Consider the following 21,482-nt stretch of genomic DNA (forward strand, 5'->3'; position numbering starts at 1 on the left):
GACTGGGTGGCACAGACCCCTCTTGGAAAGGCCACTTCAGTGACTGACGTTCAGCCCACTGCCGACGACGCTGTGACCGGTACAGCCCGGGTGAAGCGCGGCATGGCGGAAATGCTCAAGGGCGGCGTGATCATGGACGTGGTCAACGCCGAGCAGGCGAAGATCGCCGAGGACGCGGGCGCCGTCGCCGTCATGGCGCTCGAGCGCGTGCCCGCCGACATCCGCGCGCAGGGCGGCGTCGCCAGGATGAGCGACCCCGACCTGATCGACGGCATCATCGAGGCCGTCTCGATCCCCGTCATGGCGAAGGCGCGCATCGGCCACTTCGTCGAGGCCCAGCTGCTGCAGGCGCTCGGCGTCGACTACATCGACGAGTCCGAGGTGCTCACCCCGGCCGACTACGCCAACCACATCGACAAGTGGCAGTACACGGTGCCCTTCGTCTGTGGCGCGACCAACCTGGGCGAGGCGCTGCGCCGCATCAACGAGGGCGCGGCGATGATCCGCTCCAAGGGCGAGGCGGGCACCGGCGACGTGTCCAACGCGACCACCCACATGCGCAAGATCCGCGCCGAGCTGCGCCGCCTGTCCTCGCTGCCCGAGGACGAGCTGTACGTCGCGGCCAAGGAGCTCCAGGCCCCGTTCGAGCTGGTCAAGGAGGTCGCGGCCAAGGGCAAGCTCCCGGTCGTGCTGTTCACCGCCGGCGGCATCGCCACCCCGGCCGACGCGGCGATGATGATGCAGCTCGGCGCCGAGGGCGTGTTCGTCGGCTCCGGCATCTTCAAGTCCGGCAACCCGGCCCAGCGCGCCGAGGCCATCGTCAAGGCGACCACCTTCTACGACGACCCGGACGTCATCGCCAAGGTCTCGCGCGGCCTCGGTGAAGCGATGGTCGGCATCAACGTCGACGACGTGCCCGAGCCCCACCGTCTCGCCGAGCGCGGCTGGTAAACGCCGGTAAACAAGACGCCCAGGGCCCACACCGTGTGGGCCCTGGGCGTCGAACATTCGACGTAAGCGGTTCGTCATCTGTTTCGCCTGGTCCCGCGCTTATATTCGAGTGATGAACCTGCACGATCGCGGCGACCGGGTGCTCCCGGCCACGCGCGTGCTCGCACTCGTGATCGTGCCGTTCCTGCTCGCGGCCTTCGTGATCTGCTACCTGATGCCGTCCAGAACACTCGAATTGTTCGCCTGGGGCATCAAACCTCCGCTCACGGCGATGCTCCTCGCCTCCGTCTACTTGGGAGGCGCGTTCTTCTTCGTCCGGGTGGCGATGGCGAAGCGCTGGTCGGAGATCGCGCTCGGTTTTCCGCCGGTCGCACTGTTCGCGTCCCTGCTGGGCGTCACGACAGTGGTGCATTGGGACCGCTTCACCCACGGCCATATCTCCTTCATCGCGTGGGCCACCCTGTATTTCACCGCGCCCGTGTTCGTGGTGCTGATCGCCACCTTGAACAGCAGGGCGTCTCGCGCACCCGCGTCCGCCGGGGAACCCCGTCTGCACCCGGTCTTCCGGATCGTGCTCGGCGCGACCGGCGCGACCGAACTGCTGGTGGCCACCGGCTTGTTCGTGCTGCCGAGCCAGGTGGGCGGGTTCTGGCCCTGGGCGGTCACTCCGCTGACCGCGCGGACCTTGGCCGCGGTGTACGCGCTGGGCGTGGCCAATGTGCTCATCGCGGTGGACGCCCGTGCGTCGCGAGTGCGTCTCCAGCTCGAGGTTCAGGTGGTCATGCTCGTGCTCATCGGTATCGCGGTCCTCGTCCGCCGAGGGGACTTCACCGCGGGACCGGCCGCGGCCTACGGCGTCGCCGCTCTCGTGGCGGCCGAACTCGCGGTGATCGTGGGCGGCCTGATCGGTTTTCAGCCGAGGGCGAAGACGGTCGTGGACGCTCCGCCCCCGCATTTCGGCGCCCCGCCGATGAAGTAGGCGGTCCCGTTGGCGGCTGCCGCGCCGAACGCGTGGCGCGGTGCGGGCAGCGGCACCAGCGTCGTCCACGCGTCGGCGCCGGGGTCGTACTCGAACGCGTCCGTGTAGGCGTCGAAGCTCGCTGCGTCCCCGTTGGCGGAGCATTCCCCGCCCACATAACGGATTCTGCCGTCCAGCACGCAGTACGCGCCTGAAGAACGGGGCGCGGGCAGCTCCGCCGCGGCCCACCATTCACCGGTGGCGGTGTCGTACACGTCATGCCGGGAAAGGTTGTCGCTGATGTCCTCCCGGCGGCCGCCGAAAAGGTGGACCCGGTCGCCGAGCACGGCGACGCCCTGATGGTCGCGCGCGGGGCCGGGCACCGGCGTGGCCGTCGCCCACGCCCGCGTGCGCGGGTCGTAGGTGCGATGAGTGCTCACCGTGCCGAAGCCCGCGGACAGCTCGGGCCCGCCGGGGCCGGTGTCGAGCTTGACGATGCGGCTGGACGTCCGCCCGCCGAAGACGTGCAGCAGCCCGCCCGCGGCGGCCACCGCGACCGACCCGATCGCCTCGGGCAGGGAGGGCAAGACGTGCCAGTCGTCCGTCGCGGGGTCGTAGGCGAAGACGGAGTCACGCGGCCGCATGTGCACGGGCTCGAGGAAACCGCCGACGGCGTAGAGCAGCCCGTCCAGCACCGCGACCCCGGCGTGGCTCAGCGGCGCGGGCAACGGGGACCGCTCGCGCCACGTGTCCGAGGCGGGGTCGTAGACGGTGTTGCGGGCGCAGGCCCACAGCGGCGCTCCCGCCGCCTGGAGCGTGCCGCCGAGCACGTGGATCTCGCCGCCGAGTTCGGCGACCCCGATCTCGGCCCGCGCCTCGGGCAGTGGCGCTCGTTCGGTCCACACGGTCATTGATCGTTCGTTCACGATCCCCAGTAGAGACCGGCGCTTCGGCGGCGCGCCAATACCGATGCCGCACTCCCCGAACCGCCCGGGTATCAGCCCACGTCGCGATAGGCGGCCACGGCGAGCTGGACGAACGATCGCACAAGTGGTCCGGGGTCGTTCCCGTTCCAGGCGACCACGACCCGGCTGGGTTCCATGCCCGTCAACGGCACGACGGCCAGCTCCGCCGGATGCCGGTTCCCCAGTGGCGTCAACCCGATCGTGCCGCTCCACAGCACGGCCTGCCTGCACTCGTGCACCGCGCGCACGACCGGGCCTTCCCTCGGCTCGCCACCGTTCCAATAGGACTGCCACAGCGGATCGGTGCCCGCCGGGAACTGGAACCAGCGTCGTTCCCGCAGTTCCGCAAGCGCCAGCTCGGTGTGCTCCGCGAGGGGATCGTCGGTGCGGAGCACCACGCCGACCGGATCGGCCCGCAACTCGTGCACGGACAGCCCCGCCGTCTCGAACGGCGCCCGCGTGACCGCGACATCGACCAGCCCGGCTCGCAGCCCGCAGGTGGGATCGGTCAGGTCCGTCTCGCGGACGCGGACCTCGACCGCGGGATGCCGCCGCCGGAACGCGTCCGCCAGCCGGGTGGCGGCGACGTCGTCTCCCTCGCCCAGCAACCCGACCCCGAGCACGCCGGGCCCGTCCGCGGCGGCCACTCGCGCTTTGGTCTGCTCGGCCAGGTTCAGCATCAGCCTGGCCTGCTCCAGCAGCGCGTCCCCGGCCGGGGTGAGCGTGATCCCGGCGGGGGAGCGGTGCAGCAGCGTGGCGCCGAGGTCGGTCTCCAGCTGCTTGATCGCCCGGCTCAGCGGCGGCTGGCTCATGTGCAGCCGCGCGGCCGCGCGTCCGAAGTGGAGTTCTTCGGCCACGGCCACGAAGTAGCGGAGCGTGCGCAAGTCCATCACCGCGCAGCGTACCGGCGGAGGCCGTTTCATCGGGATTTCATCGCGCCCGCATAGCGTTCCGGCCCCGACCCCCGAGGAGGACGAATGGGACTGCTTCACGCCTGGCGCGTCCAGAAGGTCGTCTCGGACGCCACCATCGCGTTCAACAGGGGCGACCTGACGTTCACCGTCGACATCGACATCGATACGCGCGCCAGGGTGACGGCGAGGATGGTCCGCAAGGAAATCGACCTCATCACCCGCCGCGTCGAACCGCAGGGCTGGCGGTTGATCGAGTACGGGCCGTTCCTCAACTCCATCGAAATGCACTTCATGCGCGCCCCTCGATAGCGTCCTCTGTGGACTGATCGGCGCGCGTGGGCGCAATCTGGGCGGCCACGCTGCCAGGCTGCCGCGCATGACCATGAAGAGGATCTTGTCGGCGGCCGGCTGCGCGATCGCCGCGATGGTGAGCCTGGCGCCCGCGGCGACGGCGCAGGTCGAAGCCGCGCCGAACTGCCAGTACGGCGACACCTACGGCACCCGCGTCGACTCCGCGCAGGTAGGCGGGATGGGCGCCATTCAGCTCTGCCGTGACAGCAGTTACCGGTACTGGGCCTTTCTGCTGCTGAACCGGTCGCCGTCGTCCGGCCAGCATGGGCAGGGCTACCTCGAGCGCTACCGCGACGGGAAGTGGGAGAGCTACGTGACCTGCGACAGCTCCGGCGGCAACGGCAAGGTCTTACCCGGGCAGACCCGCTGCTGGACGCCGAAGTTCACGGGGTTGAGCGGGCACTACACGTTCCGGGCCTGGGGAGCGGTGTTCGACAACCCGCGCCCCCACGACCCCGTCGCCTCCGGCTACACCAGCCTCACGCGCTGACCGGGTCGTGAGTGTTCTGACCGGTTCTAACCGGCCGCGCCACTCACGACCCCAGCCGCACGTCCGCCCACTCATCAACCCACACATAAGCCACGTTCGTTCCCCTGAGCGTGGCAGAGGTCGTGAGCGTTGCGGGCGGTTCTAACCGCCCGCAACGCTCACGACCCCGATACCCACACCCGCGTGTGGAACGGGAGTTGCTGCAGAGGCGGGTGTGACTCCTGGGGCTCGTGAGTGGTACGGCCGGTTCTAACCGGCCGTACCACTCACGAGTGCTCTGAGATCTCGAAGCTCCTCGTGTCCGGCTCGAGTGCTTCGAAGATGTGCGGCGCGTCGCCGGGGTAGGAGATGTAGTCGCCCGGCCCCAGCTCCACGGGGTCGTCGAGTGGCCCGACGAGCGCGCGGCCCGTCGCGATCACGATGTGCTCGATGACGCCGCGCATATGCGGTTCGGAAACGCGGGCCGAGCCCGGCTGCGCGACGATCTGGTACAGGTCGCGCTGCGCGTTCGGCGGGCACGACGAGAGCAGCGTGCAGAGGTAGTGCGCGCGCTCCGAGTACACCTGGGGACCTTCGCCGGCCCTGATCAGCCGTACCTGCGGAACCGGCGGCTCGAAAAGCCGCGACAGGGGCACGTCCAGCGCGACCGCGAGCGCCCAGAGCGTCTCGACGCTCGGGTTGCCGGTGCCCGACTCGAGCTGCGAAAGCGTCGACTTGGCGATGCGCGCCCGTTTGGCGACCTCGGTGAGCGAAAGCCCCGCGTGAGAGCGCTCGCGGCGTAGTGACGCCGCGATCACGTCCAGTGGTGGGCCGCCCTTGGGCTGGTCGTGTTGCATGTGTTCGCTCCAGCGGTCGTTCCGTTCGACTTGACGAACGGGCGCGAAGTGTTCAGTATATGATGCTATGCGTTCGATTTGGCGAACTTTGGATCGGCGGCTCGCCAGGGACATCGGCCTGGTCTGTCTCGCCGACACGATTGTGGGGGTTTCGTACGGCGCCATCGCCGTCAGCTCCGGCTTCCCGGTGTGGTCGCCGATGCTGCTGTCGCTGCTGGTCTTCGCCGGCGCGTCGCAGTTCATGTTCATCGGCATCGTCGCCTCCGGCGGCAACCCGGTCGCGGCCGTCGTGGCCGGGCTGCTGGTCAACGCCCGGCACCTGCCGTTCGGCTTCGCCATCGGCGACGCGCTCGGCCGGGGCTGGGCGCGCCGCGTGGCGGGCAGTCACCTGATGATCGACGAATCGGTCGCCTTCGCGCTGGCGCAGGAGGACGCGGCCAAGCGCCGCGCGGCGTACTGGGCGTGCGGGATCGGGCTCTTCGTCTGCTGGAACATCGGTGTGGTCATCGGCGCGTTCGCGGGCACGGCGATCAGTGACACGGACGCGTTCGGGCTCGACGCGGCGTTCCCCGCGGTGCTGCTGGCGCTCGTGCTGCCGTCGCTGAAGGACCGCGCGACCCGGCTGCCGGTCGCGATCGGCGTGGTCGTCGCGCTGGCGACCACCCCGTTCCTGCCCGCCGGGCTGCCGGTGCTGCTGGCACTGGTCGGCGTGTTCGCGGCGGTCGACCGCCAGAAGGTGGAGGTGATGAGCTGATGGAGCCGTTGACGCTGGTCATCGCCGGGCTCGTGCTCGGGGCCGGCACGTTCGCGTTCCGGTTCGCGGGCCCGGTGCTGCGCGCGAAGATGACCTTGTCCCCGCGTGCCGAGAAACTCATGACCGTCTCGGCGGTCGTGCTGCTGGCCGCGCTGGTCGGCATCGCCGCGCTCACGGAAGGTCACGGTTTCGCGGGCATCGCGCGCCCGGCCGGTGTGCTGGTCGGGGGAGTGCTGGCCTGGCGCAAGGCGCCGTTCGTGGTCGTCGTGCTCGCCGCGGCGGCCACGGCGGCGTTGCTTCGCCTGGCAGGTGTGCCCTAGCCGCCAGTGACCTGGGCGGATCGCCTAGAGTAGTGGGAAGGTCTTCGGGAGGTCAGGTGTCGGTCGCTCGGCCGTTGGTGGGTGTGCTCGCTCTGCAGGGCGCCGTGCGTGAGCACGTCGCGATGCTGGAGCACGCCGGCGCGCGCGCCATCGGCGTGCGCAGGCTCGACGAACTGTCCGAAGTGGACGGTCTGGTGCTGCCGGGTGGCGAGTCGACCACCATGTCGAAGCTGCTCGAGACGTTCGAGCTGCTGGAGCCGCTGCGTGAGCGCATCGCGGGCGGCATGCCCGCGTTCGGCTCGTGCGCCGGGATGATCCTGCTGGCCAAGCAGGCGCTCGACGGCAGGCCCGACCAGCAGCAGCTCGGCGGGCTCGACATCGTCGTCCGGCGCAACGCGTTCGGCAGGCAGGTCGACTCGTTCGAAGAGGATCTGGAGTTCGCCGGGCTGGACGGTCCGTTGCCCGCGGTGTTCATCCGCGCCCCGTGGGTCGAGAAGGCGGGCGACGACGTCGAGGTGCTGGCCCGCGTGCCGCGCACCCCGTCGGCCGGTGAGGCGGCCGATAGGATCGTCGCGGTCCGGCAGGGGACGGTGCTCGCCACCGCGTTCCACCCGGAGCTGACGGGGGACGAGCGGGTGCACCGGTTGTTCGTGGAAATCGTGCGCGAGGCGTAGGCGCAGCAGCTGCGCATTGCAGATGGAGGAGAGATGAGCGGCCACTCCAAATGGGCCACTACGAAGCACAAGAAGGCCAACCTCGACGCGAAGCGCGGCAAGCTCTTCGCGAGGTTGATCAAGAACATCGAGGTGGCCGCGCGCACCGGCACCGGCGGTGGCGACCCGGACGGCAACCCGACGCTCTACGACGCCATCCAGAAGGCCAAGCGCAACTCGGTGCCCCAGGACAACATCGAGCGCGCGCGCAAGCGCGGCGCCGGTGAAGAGGCGGGCGGCGCCGACTGGCAGACCATCACCTACGAGGGCTATGGCCCCAACGGTGTCGCCGTCCTGATCGAGTGCCTCACCGACAACAAGAACCGCGCCGCCATGGAGGTGCGCACCGCGCTCACCCGCAACAACGGCTCGCTGGCCGACCCGGGTTCGGTGTCGTACATGTTCAACCGCAAGGGCGTGGTGATCATGCCCAAGGCCGACGCGACCGAGGACGACGTCCTCATGGCCGTGCTCGACGCCGGCGCCGAAGAGGTCAACGACCTCGACGAGAACTTCGAGATCGTCTCCGAGGCGACCGACCTGCTGCCGGTGCGCAAAGCCTTGCAGGAAGCCGGTTTCGAGTACGACTCGGCCGACCTCACCTTCCTCCCGTCGGTCAGCGTGCCGCTGGACGTCGAGGGCGCCAAGAAGGTTTTCAAGCTCATCGACGCGCTCGAAGACTGCGACGATGTGCAGAACGTCTGGGCCAACTTCGACGTCTCCGATGAGGTCATGGCCGAAGTCGGCTGACTTTTTTTGTTGGCACACTGGGAATGAACGAGGGCGTGGGGCAGAATGGCCGCCGTGACGACGACCGACTCCCTCACCGCCCAGGAATCTCAGCTTGTCGAGTGGATCGAGGCGCAGGCGAAGGAGCGGGGCAACGCCGTCATCAGTGTCCCTGAGGACTCCGACGGCGCCGGCTACTGCTTCACCGCCTGCGCCTGGGCGCTCCACGAGGTGCCCGAGGCGGTCGTCATCGGCCTGCCCGCGCACATGGGCCCGGTGTTGCTCGACGCCTATGTGGACCGAGCCGCCGCCGGCGAGGACTTCGAGACCGGGCGTCGCTACGTCGACTTCTTCGAGGGCGTCTCGGTCACGTTCGAATGGGTCGCCAAGGGACACTATCCCGAGTTCTTCGGGAGCGCGTTCCTGATCTACCCCGACGGCGACTTCCCGGCCTTGCAGCTGATCGTCGCCACCCCGGACGGGCACTGGCCGTGGAGTCCCTCGGCGCCCGAAGGCTTCGCCGACTGGCAGCCGGTGCTCACCGAATCCGGTCTCCCCGAGAGCTGGACACCCGGCGTAGACGGCGTTTGAAAGCCCGAAAGCCACTTTCGTCAGGTCTCATCTGACGAAAGTGGCTTTCGGGCTTTTCTGAGCGCCGTGCTCAGGCGTCGTGAGTGGCGCGGCCGGTTCTAACCGGCCAAAACACTCACGACCCCGAGAACTCGACCGAGTCGTCGGTGTAGGGCGGGACCACGACGGTGCCCACCAGGCTCCAGGTGCCCAGGGACGAGGCCGACTGCCACACCCCGGCGGGCACGACGACCTGGGGGCGTTGACCGGCGGCGACGTCCAGGCCGAGCACCACGTGCGAGATCGAGCCGTCGGGGGACTCCAGGGTCATCGCGACCGGCGAACCCCCGTGGAACAGCCAGATCTCGAGGCGGTCCAAGCGGTGCCGCGCCGAGACCGAGGGCGGCTCCAGCAGGTAGTAGATCGCCGAGGCCTCGGAAGAGCGGTGGCTTTGGGTGAAGAGACCGCCTTCGACCGGGAGCGGGACCAGGCCCAGGTGTTCGATGATCTCCGAAGGGGTCGGCATGTCTGCGGCTGAGCTCACCCGTCGAACGGTAGCCTGATTCCTCGAACTGGTGTTCGCGGGAAGGAAAACCACACGTGCGGGTATTCGGGGTCGACCCCGGTCTGACCAGGTGCGGGTTCGGCGTCGTCGACGGCGGGACCGGCCGGTCGGTCAGTGCTGTCGCGGTCGACGTGATCCGCACGCCCGCCGACATGGACCTCGCCCAGCGGCTCATGGGGATCTCCGACGCCGCCGAGCGCTGGATGGACCTCTACAAGCCGGAGGCCGTGGCCGTCGAGCGGGTGTTCGCGCAGCACAACGTGCGGACCGCGATGGGCACCGCGCAGGCGGGCGGTGTGGTGGCGCTGGCCGCCGCGCGGCGGAACCTGCCGGTGGTGTTCCATACCCCCAGTGAGGTCAAGGCCGCGGTCACCGGCTCGGGCCGCGCGGACAAGGCCCAGGTCACCGGCATGGTCATGCGGCTGCTGAAGATCACCGAAAGCCTTGGCCCGCCGGATGCCGCCGACGCGCTCGCCTTGGCCATCTGCCATCTTTGGCGCGAGCCCATGCGGGTCCGCCTCGAGGAGGCGGAGGCGAGGGCCAAGGAGATGGCGAAGGTGCACAAGGCAAGGCTGGCGGCGGCCGCGAAACAGGCAGGTAGGCGATGATTTCCTCAGTACGCGGCGAAGTTCTCTCCGTCAGTCTCGACCATGTGGTCGTCGAGGTCGGGGGAGTGGGCCTCGCGGTCCAGTGCACCCCGTCGACGCTCGCCACGCTGCGCCGCGGCGAGGAGACCCGGCTGCACACCGCGCTCGTGGTCCGCGAGGACTCGCTGACCCTCTTCGGGTTCGCCGATGCCGACGCGCGCGAGCTGTTCGGGTTGCTGCAGACGGTTTCCGGCATCGGGCCGAGGCTCGCGCTGGCGACGCTCGCCGTGCTCGACCCGGACAAGCTCCGCGCCGCGCTCGTCGAAGGCAACATCACCGTGCTCACCCAGGTGCCCGGCATCGGCCGCAAGGGCGCCGAGCGGCTCACGCTCGAGCTGCGCGACAAGGTCAACGCCATCCCCGGCGCCGAGGGTGTCACCTCGGCAGCGCCGTCGGCGATCCGCGCCGAGGTGGTGGAAGCGTTGGCAGGACTGGGTTTCCCGGCCAAGCAGGCCGAGCTCACCGTCGACAAGGTGCTCTCCGAGCAGGCCGACGCGAACACGTCGACCGTGCTGCGTGCCGCGCTCGCGACCCTCGGCCGGAAGCGGTAGGCGCCCGGCGTGGAGTATGAAGCCATGACCGAGCCGGACGACGAGACGCTGTCCGCGCTCGCGCACACCGGCGAGCAGGACGTGGAAGTCACGCTGCGGCCCAAGAAACTCGGCGAGTTCATCGGCCAGCCCCGCGTCCGTGAGCAGCTCGAACTGGTGCTGGAGAGCGCGCGCCGCCGCGGCGTGCCGCCCGATCACGTGCTGCTGTCGGGCCCGCCGGGCCTCGGCAAGACGAGCATGGCGATGATCATCGCCGCCGAGCTGGGTTCGGCGCTGCGGATCACCTCGGGCCCCGCGCTGGAACGCGCGGGCGACCTCGCGGCGATGCTGTCCAACCTGGCGCCAGGCGACGTGCTGTTCATCGACGAGATCCACCGCATCGCCCGCCCGGCCGAGGAGATGCTGTACCTCGCGATGGAGGACTTCCGGGTCGACGTCGTCGTCGGCAAGGGCCCCGGCGCGACCAGCATCCCGCTGGAGATCGCGCCGTTCACCCTCGTCGGCGCGACCACCCGGTCCGGCGCGCTGACCGGCCCGCTGCGTGACCGGTTCGGCTTCACCGGCCAGATGGAGTTCTACTCCGACGACGAGCTCGACCAGGTCGTCCGGCGGGCCGCGCGCATTCTCGACATCGAGATCGACCCGCTCGGGTCCGCCGAGATCGCCCGGCGCAGCCGCGGCACGCCCCGGATCGCGAACCGCCTGCTCCGCCGCGTGCGCGACTACGCGGAGGTGCGGGCGGACGGGGTCGCCACCAAGCAGGTCGTGCGCGCCGCGCTCGAGGTCTACGACGTCGACGAGCTCGGCCTCGACCGGCTCGACCGCGCGGTGCTCGGCGCGCTGGTCAAGTCGTTCGGCGGCGGCCCGGTCGGGGTCTCGACGCTCGCCGTCGCGGTCGGTGAGGAGCCGACCACGGTGGAGGAGGTCTGTGAGCCCTACCTGGTGCGCGCCGGTATGCTCGCGCGCACTCCGCGTGGCCGGGTGGCTACCGCGGCGGCGTGGGAGCACCTCGGCCTTCAGCCCCCGGAACGCGTACTGCCCGACCCGGGACTGTTTGACCAGCCGTAACCTGGCACACTCGAAAGAGCACATACCCCAAAACCGGACGTATCGACCCCCACACGGCGTCCGTCGAACGGAGAATCATGCAACAGTTAGCGCTGCCCCTGCTTCTGGTCCTCGTGCTGGGCGCGACCCTTTTCATGGGCTCCCGCAAGCAGAAGAAGGTGCAGCAGGCTCAGAAGGACCTGCAGGACAGCATCCAGCCCGGTGACCGCGTGATGACCACCTCCGGTCTCTACGGCACCGTCGCGGACGCCAGCTCCGACAGCACGATCGACATCGAGATCGCCCCTGGCGTCATCACCACGTGGCTGCGTCTCGCCGTGCGCGAGAAGGTCCAGCCCGAGGTCGAGGAGACCGAGGACGAGGTCGTGGCCGAGGAGTCGTCGATCATCGAGTCCTCCGCGGGCATCGAGGAGCAGAAGTCGACCGCCCAGGTCGCCGAGCCGCTGGAGCACGGCAAGAAGTAGTACACGCGCTCCCGAAAACTCCCGACTTTCGTCGGGGGCGGGGGTTACGCCGGACTCACGCAGCACCGAGTAGTGTCTCGGTGCTGCGTGCGTGCCCGCCGTCATATATTCGCGCGTGGAAGCGGTAGCACCACACACCATCCATGGGGAAACCCTCAGTTCGAGGAGACCGAAGCACCGTGGCATCACCGGCCGGGCACCTCCGCCCGGGACGCTATCTCGCCTTATTCGCCGGCATCGTCGTCGTGCTGTACGCACTGGTGTTCTTCACCGGTAACCACAGCCCCAAGCCCAAGCTTGGCATCGACCTGCAGGGCGGCACCCGGGTCACCCTGACGGCGCGCACGCCGGACGGTGGGGTCCCCTCGCGAGAGTCCCTCAACCAGGCTCGCCAGATCATCGAGAAGCGCGTCAACGGTATCGGCGTCGGCGGTACCGAAGTGCTCCTCGACGGCAACAACGTCGTCATCACCGTTCCCGGTGAGCAGGGTGGCGACCAGGCGAAGACGCTCGGCAAGACCGCGAAGCTCGGCTTCCGCAAGGTCATCACGACCACGCAGGTGACGCCGCCCGGCATGCCGCAGACCCCGCCGCCGTCCGGTTCGGCCACCGCGACCCCGCCGCCGTCGAGCGGCGCGCCCTCCTCGCCCGCGGCCCCGAGCTCCTCGGCGAAGCCCGGTGGAGGTGGCGCCGCCGGTGCGCAGGCCCAGCAGCCGACCCCGACGCCCACGCCCAGCCCGTCCGCTTCGGCGCCGGCCCCCGCGCCCGCACCGGCCCAGGACGGCAACACGGACGCGAACACGGCCAAGCAGATCCAGGCCGCGCAGGCGATCCGCCAGAACCCGGACCTCGCTGGCAAGTCGGACGACCCCAAGACGCAGGCCGCGCTGCAGGCCGCCTACAACTCGATCACCTGCGCCCCCGGCGAGGAGGACCCGCTGGTCGGTAACGACCGCGTCGACCTCCCGCTGGTCACCTGTGACGTCAAGGGCACCGAGAAGCTCCTGATGGACAAGGAGTTCCTGCCGGGCACCGAGATCGCGGGCGCGACCTTCGGCTTCGACAACCAGCGTGGTGGCTGGGTCGTCAACCTCAGCTTCAAGAGCGAGGGCGCCAAGATCTGGGGCAACTTCACCAAGGACAACCTGCAGCAGCGCGCCGCGTTCGTGCTGGACACCAAGGTCGTCTCCGCGCCGACCATCCAGGCCACCATCCTGGACGGCAACACCCAGATCAGCGGCCAGTTCACGCAGAAGGACGCCAAGGACCTCACCGACGTACTCAAGTACGGCTCGCTGCCGCTGTCGTTCGAGTCCTCGGACGCGACCACGGTGTCCGCGACGCTGGGCCTCGCCTCGCTCGAGGCAGGCCTGATCGCGGGCGGCATCGGCCTGCTGATCGTCTTCATCTACTGCCTGTTCTACTACCGCCTGCTCGGCGTGCTGACGATCTTCTCGCTGGCACTGTCGTTCTCGCTGGTGTACGCGGTGCTCGTGCTGCTCGGCCGCTGGATCGGGTACACGCTCGACCTGGCAGGCATCGCGGGCCTGATCATTTCGATCGGTATCACCGCCGACTCGTTCGTCATCTACTTCGAACGGCTGAAAGACGAGATCCGGGAAGGCCGGAGCTTCCGGTCCGCCGTGCCGCGAGGCTGGGTCCGTGCCAAGCGCACGATCCTGGCGTCCGACGGTGTCAGCTTCCTGGCCGCGCTGATCCTGTACGTGTTCGCCGTCGGTGACGTCCAGGGCTTCGCGTTCACGCTGGGTATGTCCACCGTCCTCGACCTCGTGGTCGTGTTCCTGGTGACGCACCCGCTGATCGCGATGATCTCCAAGTCGAAGTCGAAGTTCCTGTCGGACCCGAAGCATCTCGGGCTCGGCGCGGTGCAGGAAGTGGGTTCGCACGTGAAGACGGCCGCCCCCAAAGTGGGCGCGGTCGGCGCTTCCGCGAACGTGAAGGAGGCCTGACGTGGGCGTTGAAGACCTGGGCACGGACGCCGCGAAGGCGCCTGCCAAGAAGGAAAGCATTTTCCAGCGGCTGTACGTCGGCACCGGCGCGTTCGACATCGTCGGCGCCCGCAAGCGCTGGTACATGTTCTTCGGCGTGCTGGTGCTCGGCTGCATCCTGTCGATGTCGATCAAGGGATTCAACTTCGGCATCGACTTCGAGGGCGGCACGCAGATCCAGTTCTCCGCGAACGGGTCGCACGGTCAGATCACCGAGGACCAGGCGAAGCAGGCCTTCAAGGACGCGCTTGGCAAGGACGCCGACGAGGTGCAGAAGGTCGGCACCGGCGGCGCCACCACCCTGCAGATCCGCACCGGCACGCTCGACGCGGCCGACGTGTTCAAGGTGAAGCAGGAGATCGCCACCAAGCTGGCTCCGCTCGGCACGAACGGCGTCACCGGCCCGCAGGCCATCTCCGACAGCGCCGTCTCGGCGTCGTGGGGTGGCGAGATCTCGGAGAAGGCGCTGATCGCGCTCGCGATCTTCCTGGTCGCCGTGGTCATCTTCCTGGCGATCTACTTCGACCTCCGGATGGCGGCCGCCGCGTTCATCTCGCTGATCCACGACATCGTGGTGACCGCGGGCGTGTACTCGCTGGTCGGCTTCGAGGTCTCGCCCGCGACCGTCATCGGCCTGCTGACGATCCTCGGGTTCTCGCTGTACGACACGGTGGTGGTGTTCGACAAGGTCCGCGAGAACACGCGCGGCCTGCTCGGCCTCACCCGCCGCACGTACGCCGAGGCGGCCAACCTGGCGCTGAACCAGACCCTGATGCGGTCGTTCAACACCGCGTTCATCGCGTTGCTGCCGATTCTCGGGCTGCTGGTCGTCGGCACCATCCTGCTGGGCTCCGGCACACTGCAGGACCTGGCGCTGGTGCAGCTGACCGGCACCATCGTCGGCGTGCTGTCCTCGGTCGCGCTGGCCACGCCGCTACTGGTCGACCTGAAGCTGCGTGACCCGAAGTACCGGCAGCAGGCCGCCCGCGTGGCCGCCCGCCGCGCGAAGGTCGCCAAGACGGCGACCGCCGCCGACGACGACTTCGACGCGAGCGACGACGACGCGCTGGCCGCCGAACTCCGCAAGGAGAAGGCGTACGCCGCGGCGGCGAGCGTGCCAGGCCGGATCCCGAAGAACAAGCCGAACCAGAAGCGCAAGAAGTAAGAGATGGAACTGCAGAAGGCGCTCGGCCTCATCGCCGAGGTGCCGGACTTTCCCGAGCCCGGCGTGCTCTTCCGCGATCTCACCCCACTGTTCGCCGACCCCGCGGGTTTCGCCGCGGTGGTCGGCGCTTTGGCGGAGACGGTCGGCCCCGAGGTCGACCTGATCGCGGGCGTCGAGGCACGCGGGTTCCTGCTCGCCGCCGCCGTCGGGTACGCCCGCGGCATCGGCGTGGTGCTCGTGCGCAAGCCGGGCAAGCTGCCGCGCGTCGCGGGCCGGGTCGATTACCAGCTCGAGTACGGGACGGCCTCGGTCGAACTGCCCGCCGGGATCGTTTCGCCGGGTCAGCGCGTTGTAGTGATGGACGACGTGCTCGCGACGGGCGGCACGGCCGCCGCGGCGTGCAAGCTGCTCCGCGACGGTGGTGCGGTCGTCGAGGGCGTGTCGGTCGTGATGGAGCTGACCGCGCTCGGTGGCCGGGCGGTGCTCGAAGGTAACGGAGTACACGCACTTCAGGCCTGCTAGCTCGGGGATCGCGACGCTCTGTCGTGGCTGGGCGTTACCCTTGACGCTCAGAGCACATGCAGCAGGAGGTGCGGGTGAGCCAAGAGCTCGATTCCGTAGTGCCCGCCCAGAACGGCGCCGCTCCGACGCCGTCGGCCACCCGGCGGGTCAGGGCCAGGCTCGCGAGGCGGATCACCGCGCAGCGGCCTGCCTCGGTCAAGCAGGTGCTCGAACCGCTCGCGGTGGTGCACCGCGAGCTGCACCCGAACGCCGACCTCGCGCTGCTCCAGCGGGCCTACGACGTTGCCGAGGAGCTGCACCGCGACCAGCGGCGCAAGTCCGGTGACCCGTACATCACGCACCCGCTCGCGGTCGCGACCATCCTCGCCGACCTGGGCATGGACACCACGACGCTGGTCGCGGCCCTGCTGCACGACACGGTCGAGGACACCGGCTACTCGCTGGACAGCCTGAAGGCCGAGTTCGGCGACAAGGTCGGCGAGCTCGTCGACGGCGTCACCAAGCTGGACAAGGTCAAGCTGGGCACCGCGGCCGAGGCCGAGACCATCCGCAAGATGGTCATCGCGATGGCCCGCGACCCGCGTGTGCTGGTCATCAAGCTGGCCGACCGGCTGCACAACATGCGCACCATGCGCTTCCTGCCGCCCGAGAAGCAGGCTCGCAAGGCCCGCGAGACCCTCGAGGTGCTCGCCCCGCTGGCGCACCGGCTCGGCATGGCCACGGTCAAATGGGAGCTGGAGGACCTGGCGTTCGCCATCCTGCAGCCCAAGAAGTACGACGAGATCGTGCGGCTGGTCGCCGACCGCGCACCGTCGCGCGACATCTACCTGCGCTCGGTCATCACCGACCTGACGGCCAACCTCGAAGGCTCGCGGATCACCGCGAAGGTCGAGGGCAGGCCCAAGCACTACTACTCGATCCACCAGAAGATGATCGTCCGCGGCCGCGACCTCGACGACATCCACGACCTGGTCGGCGTGCGGATCCTGGTCGAGGACGTCCGCGACTGCTACGCCGCCATGGGTGTCGTGCACGCGCTGTGGCAGCCGGTGCCCGGCCGGTTCAAGGACTACATCGCGCAGCCGAGGTTCGGCGTCTACCAGTCGCTGCACACCACGGTGATCGGGCCGGACGGCAAGCCGCTGGAAGTCCAGATCCGCACTTACGAGATGCACCGCACCGCCGAGTACGGCATCGCCGCGCACTGGCGGTACAAGGAGACCAAGGGCACGCACAACACCAACGCCGTCGACGTCGACGAGATGGCGTGGATGCGGCAGCTGCTCGACTGGCAGCGGGAAGCGGCCGACCCCGGCGACTTCCTCGAATCGCTGCGCTACGAGCTCGCCGCGCGCGAGATCTTCGTGTTCACGCCCAAGGGCGACGTGATCACGCTGCCCGTCGAGTCGACCCCGGTCGACTTCGCCTATGCCGTGCACACCGAGGTCGGCCACCGCTGCATCGGCGCGCGCGTCAACGGGCGTCTCGTCGCCTTGGAGCGCAAGCTCGAAAACGGCGAGGTCGTCGAGATCTTCACGTCCAAGGCGGAGACCGCGGGCCCGTCCCGCGACTGGCTTTCGTTCGCCGGTTCGCCGAAGGCCCGCGCCAAGATCCGGCAGTGGTTCGCGAAGGAGCGCCGCGACGAGGCCATCGAAGCGGGCAAGGAGCTGATCACCAAGGAGGTCCGCAAGGTCGGCCTTCCGATCCAGCGCCTGGTCTCGGCGGAGTCGATGGGCATGGTGGCCACCGAGCTGCGCCACGGCGACATCAGCTCGCTCTACGCGGCCGTCGGCGAGGGCCACACGAGCGCCAAGCACGTGGTCTCCCGCCTGGTCGCGCTGATCGGCGGCGTCGACGAGGCCGAAGAGGAACTCGCCGCGCGGGCCACACCGTCCACGGTGACCCGCCGCCGCGGCTCCAACGACGTCGGTGTGGTCGTCAAGGGCACCACGGACATCTGGGCCAAGCTGGCCCGGTGCTGCACCCCGGTGCCCGGCGACGAGATCCTGGGCTTCGTCACGCGCGGCGGCGGCGTTTCGGTGCACCGCACGGACTGCACCAACGCCGAGGACCTGCACGCCCAGCCCGAGCGGCTGGTCGAGGTCGAATGGGCGCCGTCGGCGTCGTCGGTGTTCCTGGTGGCGATCCAGGTCGAGGCGCTCGACCGGCACCGGCTGCTCTCGGACGTCACCAAGGTGCTCGCCGACGAGAAGGTGAACATCTTGTCGGCGTCGGTGACGACCTCGCGTGACCGGGTCGCGGTCTCGCGGTTCACCTTCGAAATGGGCGACCCCAAGCATTTGGGCCACGTCCTGAAGGTGGTCCGCAGCGTCGAAGGCGTCTATGACGTGTACCGCGTCACCTCCGCTTCCTAGGCCGTCCCGTCTAGGGTGCGGGCATGACTGAAGGGTTCGAGTTCGCCCGCGACGGCGCCGTCGCCCGGCTGACGTTCGCCAGGCCGTCGAAGAAGAACGCCATCACGCACGCGATGTGGTCGGCGCTCCCGGAGATCGTCGCGGGCGTCGAGGCGGACCCGGCGGTCAAGGTGCTCGTGCTGACCGGCGCGGGCGAGGACTTCTCGGCGGGCGCCGACATCAGCGAGTTCGGCGAGCTGCGCTCGAATGCCGAGGGCGCCGCCGTCTACGACAAGGCGATCGAAGCGGCGGTGCGCGCGCTGACCGGCATGCGCAAGCCGAGCATCGCGATGATCCGCGGCAACTGCATCGGCGGCGGCTGCCAGATCTCGGTCGCCTGCGACTTCCGTTTCGCCGCTGACGGATCCCGCTTCGGCATCACGCCTGCGAAGCTCGGCATCGTCTACGACTTCGTCTCGACCCGTCAGCTCGTCGCGCTGATCGGGCCCGCGCACGCGCGGTACTTCCTGCTGTCGGGCGAGCTGATCACGTCCGCGCGCGCCCGCGAGATCGGGTTGCTCAACGACGTCTTCGCGCCTTCGGAGCTTGAGGACGCCGTGGCGCGGTTCGCGGAGACGCTCTGTTCGCGGTCTCAGACGTCCATCAGGGGCATGAACCGGATCATCGAGAAGATCTTGGCCGGGCAGGTCGAGCCGGACGCCGAGGTGGACCAGCTGCGCCTGGACGCTCTCCACGGCGAGGACTACGCCGAGGGCGTCGACGCCTTCCTGAGCAGGCGGGTGCCTCGCTTCAAGTACTCGTGAGTGTTTTCGCCGGTTAGAACCGGCCGTACCACTCACGACCCGAACGTTGGGGACGCGTGCTCGCGAACCTGGACACCCAACGCCCCAAACTCGGCATTCGCGCGCGGACAAGCTTGCCGCCTGGGGGTCGTGAGGTGAGAAGGGCGGCCCTTGTCACCCAGAGCGTCACAAGGGCGCCCCTTGTCACGTGTGCTCCGCTTCCAAGGCTGGGGTCGTGAGTGTTTTCGCCGGTTCTAACCGGCCGTACCACTCACGACCCCAGAGCGACCACGAAGAAGGGCCCCGCCGTCAACCGCCCGGCGGGGCCCCTGGTGCGAAGCGCGTTTAGCCTTCGACGCTCACCGCGGTGAACTTGACCGGGGTGACCGGCTTGCCGGTGCCGTCCTGGCTCGTCGCGGCGCTGGCCGGGTCGATGCCCGCCCTGGCGACCTTGTCGAGCACCTGGAGGCCCTCGTCGGAGATGCTGCCGAAGACCGTGTAGTTCGGCGGGAGGCCCGCGTCGCCGTAGACCATGAAGAACTGGCTGCCGTTGGTGTCGGGGCCGCTGTTGGCCATCGCGAGCACGCCGCGGCCGTACTTCAGCTCGGGGAAGACCTCGTCCTTGAACGAGTAGCCGGGGCCGCCGGTGCCCTTGGCCGTCGGGTCACCGCACTGCAGCATCTGCAGGCCTTCGGTGGACAGCCGGTGGCACTCGGTGTCGGTGAAGTAGCCCTGCTTGGCGAGGTTGATGAAGCTCTCGACGGCACACGGCGCGAGCGAGCGGTCCAGGGTGATCTTGATGTCACCGGCCGTCGACTTCAGCGTCGCGTTGACCGTGCCGGTCGAGGCGAAGTTGCCGTTCGCGGGAGCCTTGGCCGGCTTCGACGCGGGGCGGTCGGCCTCGGCCTTGAACTCGCACGAGATCGGGTTCGCGAGCGCGGTCGGCCGCTTGACGGGCTCGGCGCGCTGCGTCGGGATCTTGATCTCCGGCGGCTTGGTCGGCGTGGCCGAGGCCTGCGTGTCGGTCGAGTCGCTGCCGTTGGTCGCGACGATCAACCAAATGGCGCCGGCGACCGCGATCACGGCACCGATCGTCACGCCAATACCGACGTTCCTGCGCCGCTTCGCACGCTCGGCCCTGTGCACAAGCTGCCTTTCGAGCTTGCGCTTCGCGGCCTCACGGCGCTGCTGGTTGGTCGCCACCCGCGTCCTCCCGGTTCCACTAGGTGTCACACGCCTGGGGTAGCGGCAGTGTATGGGCACAGCCTGTAAGGCCGGAGTACAGGGTTGGCTAGGCTGGCCGAAATCGCCTGAAATGGGGATTCATACCCGGTCAGAGGGAGGGTTCTTGCTCGTCGCAGGGTTCGCGTGTGGACCGCTGGCGGCCAATTGTTACCTGCTCGCGACCTCGGAGGGCGCGGGCTGCGTGATCGTCGACCCCGGTCAGGACGCGCTGGAGCCGATCACCGCGGCGCTGCGCAGGCACCGGCTGACCCCGGACGGCGTGCTCCTCACGCATGGCCACTTCGATCATGTGACCTCGGCCGCCGCGTTCGGCGTGCCGGTGTGGCTGCACGAGGCCGACCGCGACCTGCCGCCGGAGCCGATCACCTTCACCCCGCTCGAGGCCGGGACCATGACCGTCGCGGAGCTGGCGATCACCGTCGACCACACGCCGGGGCACACCCCCGGCTCGGTGGTGCTGCGGCTGGAGAGCGGTGAGGGCGGGAAGCTGGCACTGACCGGCGACACGGTGTTCGCCGGGTCCGTCGGGCGCGGCGACGCCGACGAACTCCGGAACTCCTTGCGTGCCACAGTGATGACCCTGCCGGGTGACACCGTCCTGCTGCCCGGGCACGGCCCGGCGACCACGATCGGCGCCGAGCGCACCGCCAACCCGTACTTCGGAGAAGTGACCCGATGACCAACGAGCCCGAACGGCTCCCGCTCTACCACGACGACCCCGCGCTGAGCCGCCGCCGAGCCTGGTCCGGGATGATCGGCGTGCTCGTGTTCGCCGCCGCGTTCGGCGGCATCGCCGGCCTGATCGGCGGCCGCGTCGCCGGTCTCGTCACGGCGGCCGTCGCCGGGCTGGCGCTGCTCTACGTCGTGCTGTTCAACCTCCGCAGGCGCCTGTGGCTCGAAGGCACGGTCGTGCTCGTCCGCACCTGGGGCGTCCGCCGGATCGACCTGGTCACCGCCGAGCGCATCGACCTGCTGGTCACCGACATCCGCGGCACCCGCACGGTCGCGCTGCTGATCAACGCCGGCCAGCGCCGCAAGACCGTGAAGATCGACCTCGCCCTGTACGCCGGGACGGGTGGCCGCGAGCTCGGCATCCTGCAGCTGCGCAGGCTGGCCGACGCGCTGGTCAACAACGTCGAGGCGAACGGCCTCGTGTTCTCGGAGCTGCTGGTGGCGCAGCTCAAGTCCGAGGCGCGCGGCGACGGTCTCGGCGACCGCCCGCTCTACCGGCTCGCCTCGGCCGCGCCCTCGGGCAAGATCGCGCAGCGGTTCACCATGGAGGCGGTCAGCCGCTTCGTCGCCACCCTCGACTAAAAGCGTCGTGAGTGTTCTGACCGGTTCTAACCGGCCTAACCACTCACGACCGGGCCCCTTTGCCCTGGTTGGACGACATGAACGGGGCGTTCGCAACGCTCAACGTAATGAACGTGGCTTTCATGTGGATCGACCGCCCGGCCCAGCGCCACGCGAGCCCCAGGAGTCACACCCGCCCCTGCGGCAACTCCCGCATCACGCGCGGGTGCGCATCGGGGGTCGTG

General features: G+C 69.3%; 25 protein-coding genes. 20 read left to right on the top strand and 5 right to left on the bottom strand.

Annotated elements, in window-relative coordinates; translation table 11 throughout:
- Positions 1 to 39: 39 nt before the first annotated feature.
- Positions 40 to 951 carry a pyridoxal 5'-phosphate synthase lyase subunit PdxS gene (gene pdxS, locus BLV57_RS01580; protein WP_091285603.1) on the top strand — a complete coding sequence of 304 codons (912 nt, stop codon included), beginning with the start codon at positions 40 to 42 and terminating at the stop codon, positions 949 to 951.
- 112 nt (positions 952 to 1,063) lie between these two features.
- Complete coding sequence (locus BLV57_RS01585; RefSeq protein ID WP_091285606.1) at positions 1,064 to 1,930, top strand: hypothetical protein; 867 nt, start codon at positions 1,064 to 1,066, stop codon at positions 1,928 to 1,930.
- On the opposite strand, the gene BLV57_RS01590 is transcribed toward BLV57_RS01585, so the two are convergent.
- Positions 1,864 to 2,835, bottom strand: coding sequence for a Kelch repeat-containing protein (locus BLV57_RS01590; protein WP_245757097.1), 972 nt, complete (start codon positions 2,833 to 2,835; stop codon positions 1,864 to 1,866). The two genes, BLV57_RS01585 and BLV57_RS01590, sit on opposite strands and share 67 nt — an antisense overlap.
- 71 nt (positions 2,836 to 2,906) lie before the next feature.
- Positions 2,907 to 3,764, bottom strand: coding sequence for a LysR family transcriptional regulator (locus tag BLV57_RS01595; protein WP_091285611.1), 858 nt, complete (start codon positions 3,762 to 3,764; stop codon positions 2,907 to 2,909).
- 87 nt (positions 3,765 to 3,851) lie between these two features.
- On the opposite strand from BLV57_RS01595, the gene BLV57_RS01600 reads away from it, so the two are divergent.
- Positions 3,852 to 4,097 carry a hypothetical protein gene (locus BLV57_RS01600; RefSeq protein ID WP_091285614.1) on the top strand — a complete coding sequence of 82 codons (246 nt, stop codon included), beginning with the start codon at positions 3,852 to 3,854 and terminating at the stop codon, positions 4,095 to 4,097.
- 67 nt (positions 4,098 to 4,164) lie between these two features.
- Positions 4,165 to 4,629: a hypothetical protein gene (locus BLV57_RS01605; RefSeq protein ID WP_143046948.1), complete on the top strand. Its 465-nt coding sequence runs from the start codon at positions 4,165 to 4,167 to the stop codon at positions 4,627 to 4,629.
- A 266-nt stretch (positions 4,630 to 4,895) separates the two neighbouring features.
- Here BLV57_RS01605 and BLV57_RS01610 read toward each other — a convergent pair whose 3' ends face one another.
- The gene (locus BLV57_RS01610; protein WP_091285622.1) at positions 4,896 to 5,465 is read right to left on the bottom strand and encodes a helix-turn-helix domain-containing protein; all 570 of its coding nucleotides are present in this window, start codon (positions 5,463 to 5,465) and stop codon (positions 4,896 to 4,898) included.
- A gap of 67 nt (positions 5,466 to 5,532) precedes the next feature.
- Here BLV57_RS01610 and BLV57_RS01615 point away from each other — a divergent pair, with 67 nt between their 5' ends.
- The 5 genes from BLV57_RS01615 to BLV57_RS01635 are packed head-to-tail and all read left to right on the top strand — an operon-like array spanning position 5,533 to position 8,572.
- A complete protein-coding gene (locus BLV57_RS01615; RefSeq protein WP_091285625.1) occupies positions 5,533 to 6,219 on the top strand; it encodes an AzlC family ABC transporter permease in 687 nt (228 codons plus the stop codon).
- Positions 6,219 to 6,539: an AzlD domain-containing protein gene (locus tag BLV57_RS01620; protein ID WP_091285629.1), complete on the top strand. Its 321-nt coding sequence runs from the start codon at positions 6,219 to 6,221 to the stop codon at positions 6,537 to 6,539. The genes BLV57_RS01615 and BLV57_RS01620 overlap by 1 nt, the downstream gene beginning before the upstream one ends.
- A 56-nt stretch (positions 6,540 to 6,595) precedes the next feature.
- Positions 6,596 to 7,213 (top strand): pyridoxal 5'-phosphate synthase glutaminase subunit PdxT, encoded by a 618-nt coding sequence (gene pdxT / locus BLV57_RS01625; RefSeq protein ID WP_176968466.1) that lies wholly within the window; start codon positions 6,596 to 6,598, stop codon positions 7,211 to 7,213.
- A gap of 33 nt (positions 7,214 to 7,246) precedes the next feature.
- On the top strand, positions 7,247 to 8,002 hold the full coding sequence (locus BLV57_RS01630; protein WP_091285636.1) for a YebC/PmpR family DNA-binding transcriptional regulator: 756 nt from the start codon (positions 7,247 to 7,249) through the stop codon (positions 8,000 to 8,002).
- A 45-nt stretch (positions 8,003 to 8,047) separates the two neighbouring features.
- Positions 8,048 to 8,572: a DUF4262 domain-containing protein gene (locus tag BLV57_RS01635; RefSeq protein WP_091285640.1), complete on the top strand. Its 525-nt coding sequence runs from the start codon at positions 8,048 to 8,050 to the stop codon at positions 8,570 to 8,572.
- A 115-nt stretch (positions 8,573 to 8,687) separates the two neighbouring features.
- Here BLV57_RS01635 and BLV57_RS01640 read toward each other — a convergent pair whose 3' ends face one another.
- Positions 8,688 to 9,077, bottom strand: a complete 390-nt coding sequence (locus BLV57_RS01640) for a cupin domain-containing protein (protein ID WP_091285643.1) — start codon at positions 9,075 to 9,077, stop codon at positions 8,688 to 8,690.
- Between the two features lie 74 nt (positions 9,078 to 9,151).
- Here BLV57_RS01640 and ruvC point away from each other — a divergent pair, with 74 nt between their 5' ends.
- The 9 genes from ruvC to BLV57_RS01685 all read left to right on the top strand — a co-directional run bounded on the left by ruvC (position 9,152) and on the right by BLV57_RS01685 (position 18,720).
- Positions 9,152 to 9,724 (top strand): crossover junction endodeoxyribonuclease RuvC, encoded by a 573-nt coding sequence (gene ruvC / locus BLV57_RS01645; RefSeq protein ID WP_091285645.1) that lies wholly within the window; start codon positions 9,152 to 9,154, stop codon positions 9,722 to 9,724.
- A complete protein-coding gene (gene ruvA / locus BLV57_RS01650; protein WP_091285649.1) occupies positions 9,721 to 10,314 on the top strand; it encodes a Holliday junction branch migration protein RuvA in 594 nt (197 codons plus the stop codon). The genes ruvC and ruvA overlap by 4 nt, the downstream gene beginning before the upstream one ends.
- A gap of 24 nt (positions 10,315 to 10,338) precedes the next feature.
- Positions 10,339 to 11,382, top strand: a complete 1,044-nt coding sequence (gene ruvB / locus BLV57_RS01655) for a Holliday junction branch migration DNA helicase RuvB (RefSeq protein ID WP_091285652.1) — start codon at positions 10,339 to 10,341, stop codon at positions 11,380 to 11,382.
- A 77-nt stretch (positions 11,383 to 11,459) separates the two neighbouring features.
- Entirely contained in the window at positions 11,460 to 11,846 is a 387-nt protein-coding gene (gene yajC / locus BLV57_RS01660) for a preprotein translocase subunit YajC (protein WP_091285655.1), read from the top strand.
- Between the two features lie 179 nt (positions 11,847 to 12,025).
- Positions 12,026 to 13,816 carry a protein translocase subunit SecD gene (gene secD / locus BLV57_RS01665; RefSeq protein ID WP_245757098.1) on the top strand — a complete coding sequence of 597 codons (1,791 nt, stop codon included), beginning with the start codon at positions 12,026 to 12,028 and terminating at the stop codon, positions 13,814 to 13,816.
- Between the two features lies 1 nt (position 13,817).
- Positions 13,818 to 15,020 carry a protein translocase subunit SecF gene (secF, locus tag BLV57_RS01670; RefSeq protein ID WP_091285661.1) on the top strand — a complete coding sequence of 401 codons (1,203 nt, stop codon included), beginning with the start codon at positions 13,818 to 13,820 and terminating at the stop codon, positions 15,018 to 15,020.
- 3 nt (positions 15,021 to 15,023) lie between these two features.
- Entirely contained in the window at positions 15,024 to 15,542 is a 519-nt protein-coding gene (locus BLV57_RS01675) for an adenine phosphoribosyltransferase (protein ID WP_091285664.1), read from the top strand.
- Positions 15,543 to 15,616: 74 nt separating this feature from the next.
- Positions 15,617 to 17,917, top strand: coding sequence for a RelA/SpoT family protein (locus tag BLV57_RS01680; RefSeq protein ID WP_091287818.1), 2,301 nt, complete (start codon positions 15,617 to 15,619; stop codon positions 17,915 to 17,917).
- Positions 17,918 to 17,940: 23 nt separating this feature from the next.
- A complete protein-coding gene (locus BLV57_RS01685; RefSeq protein ID WP_091285667.1) occupies positions 17,941 to 18,720 on the top strand; it encodes an enoyl-CoA hydratase/isomerase family protein in 780 nt (259 codons plus the stop codon).
- 324 nt (positions 18,721 to 19,044) lie between these two features.
- Here BLV57_RS01685 and BLV57_RS01690 read toward each other — a convergent pair whose 3' ends face one another.
- Entirely contained in the window at positions 19,045 to 19,902 is an 858-nt protein-coding gene (locus BLV57_RS01690; protein WP_091285670.1) for a peptidylprolyl isomerase, read from the bottom strand.
- Between the two features lie 145 nt (positions 19,903 to 20,047).
- Here BLV57_RS01690 and BLV57_RS01695 point away from each other — a divergent pair, with 145 nt between their 5' ends.
- Together BLV57_RS01695 and BLV57_RS01700 are read left to right on the top strand one after the other, a co-directional pair.
- A complete protein-coding gene (locus BLV57_RS01695) occupies positions 20,048 to 20,623 on the top strand; it encodes an MBL fold metallo-hydrolase (protein WP_091285674.1) in 576 nt (191 codons plus the stop codon).
- Positions 20,620 to 21,258 carry a hypothetical protein gene (locus tag BLV57_RS01700; RefSeq protein WP_091285678.1) on the top strand — a complete coding sequence of 213 codons (639 nt, stop codon included), beginning with the start codon at positions 20,620 to 20,622 and terminating at the stop codon, positions 21,256 to 21,258. Before BLV57_RS01695 ends, BLV57_RS01700 begins: the two co-directional genes overlap by 4 nt.
- Positions 21,259 to 21,482 lie beyond the last annotated feature (224 nt).

It is taken from the genome of Amycolatopsis xylanica (genome assembly GCF_900107045.1).
Lineage (GTDB): Bacteria > Actinomycetota > Actinomycetes > Mycobacteriales > Pseudonocardiaceae > Amycolatopsis > Amycolatopsis xylanica.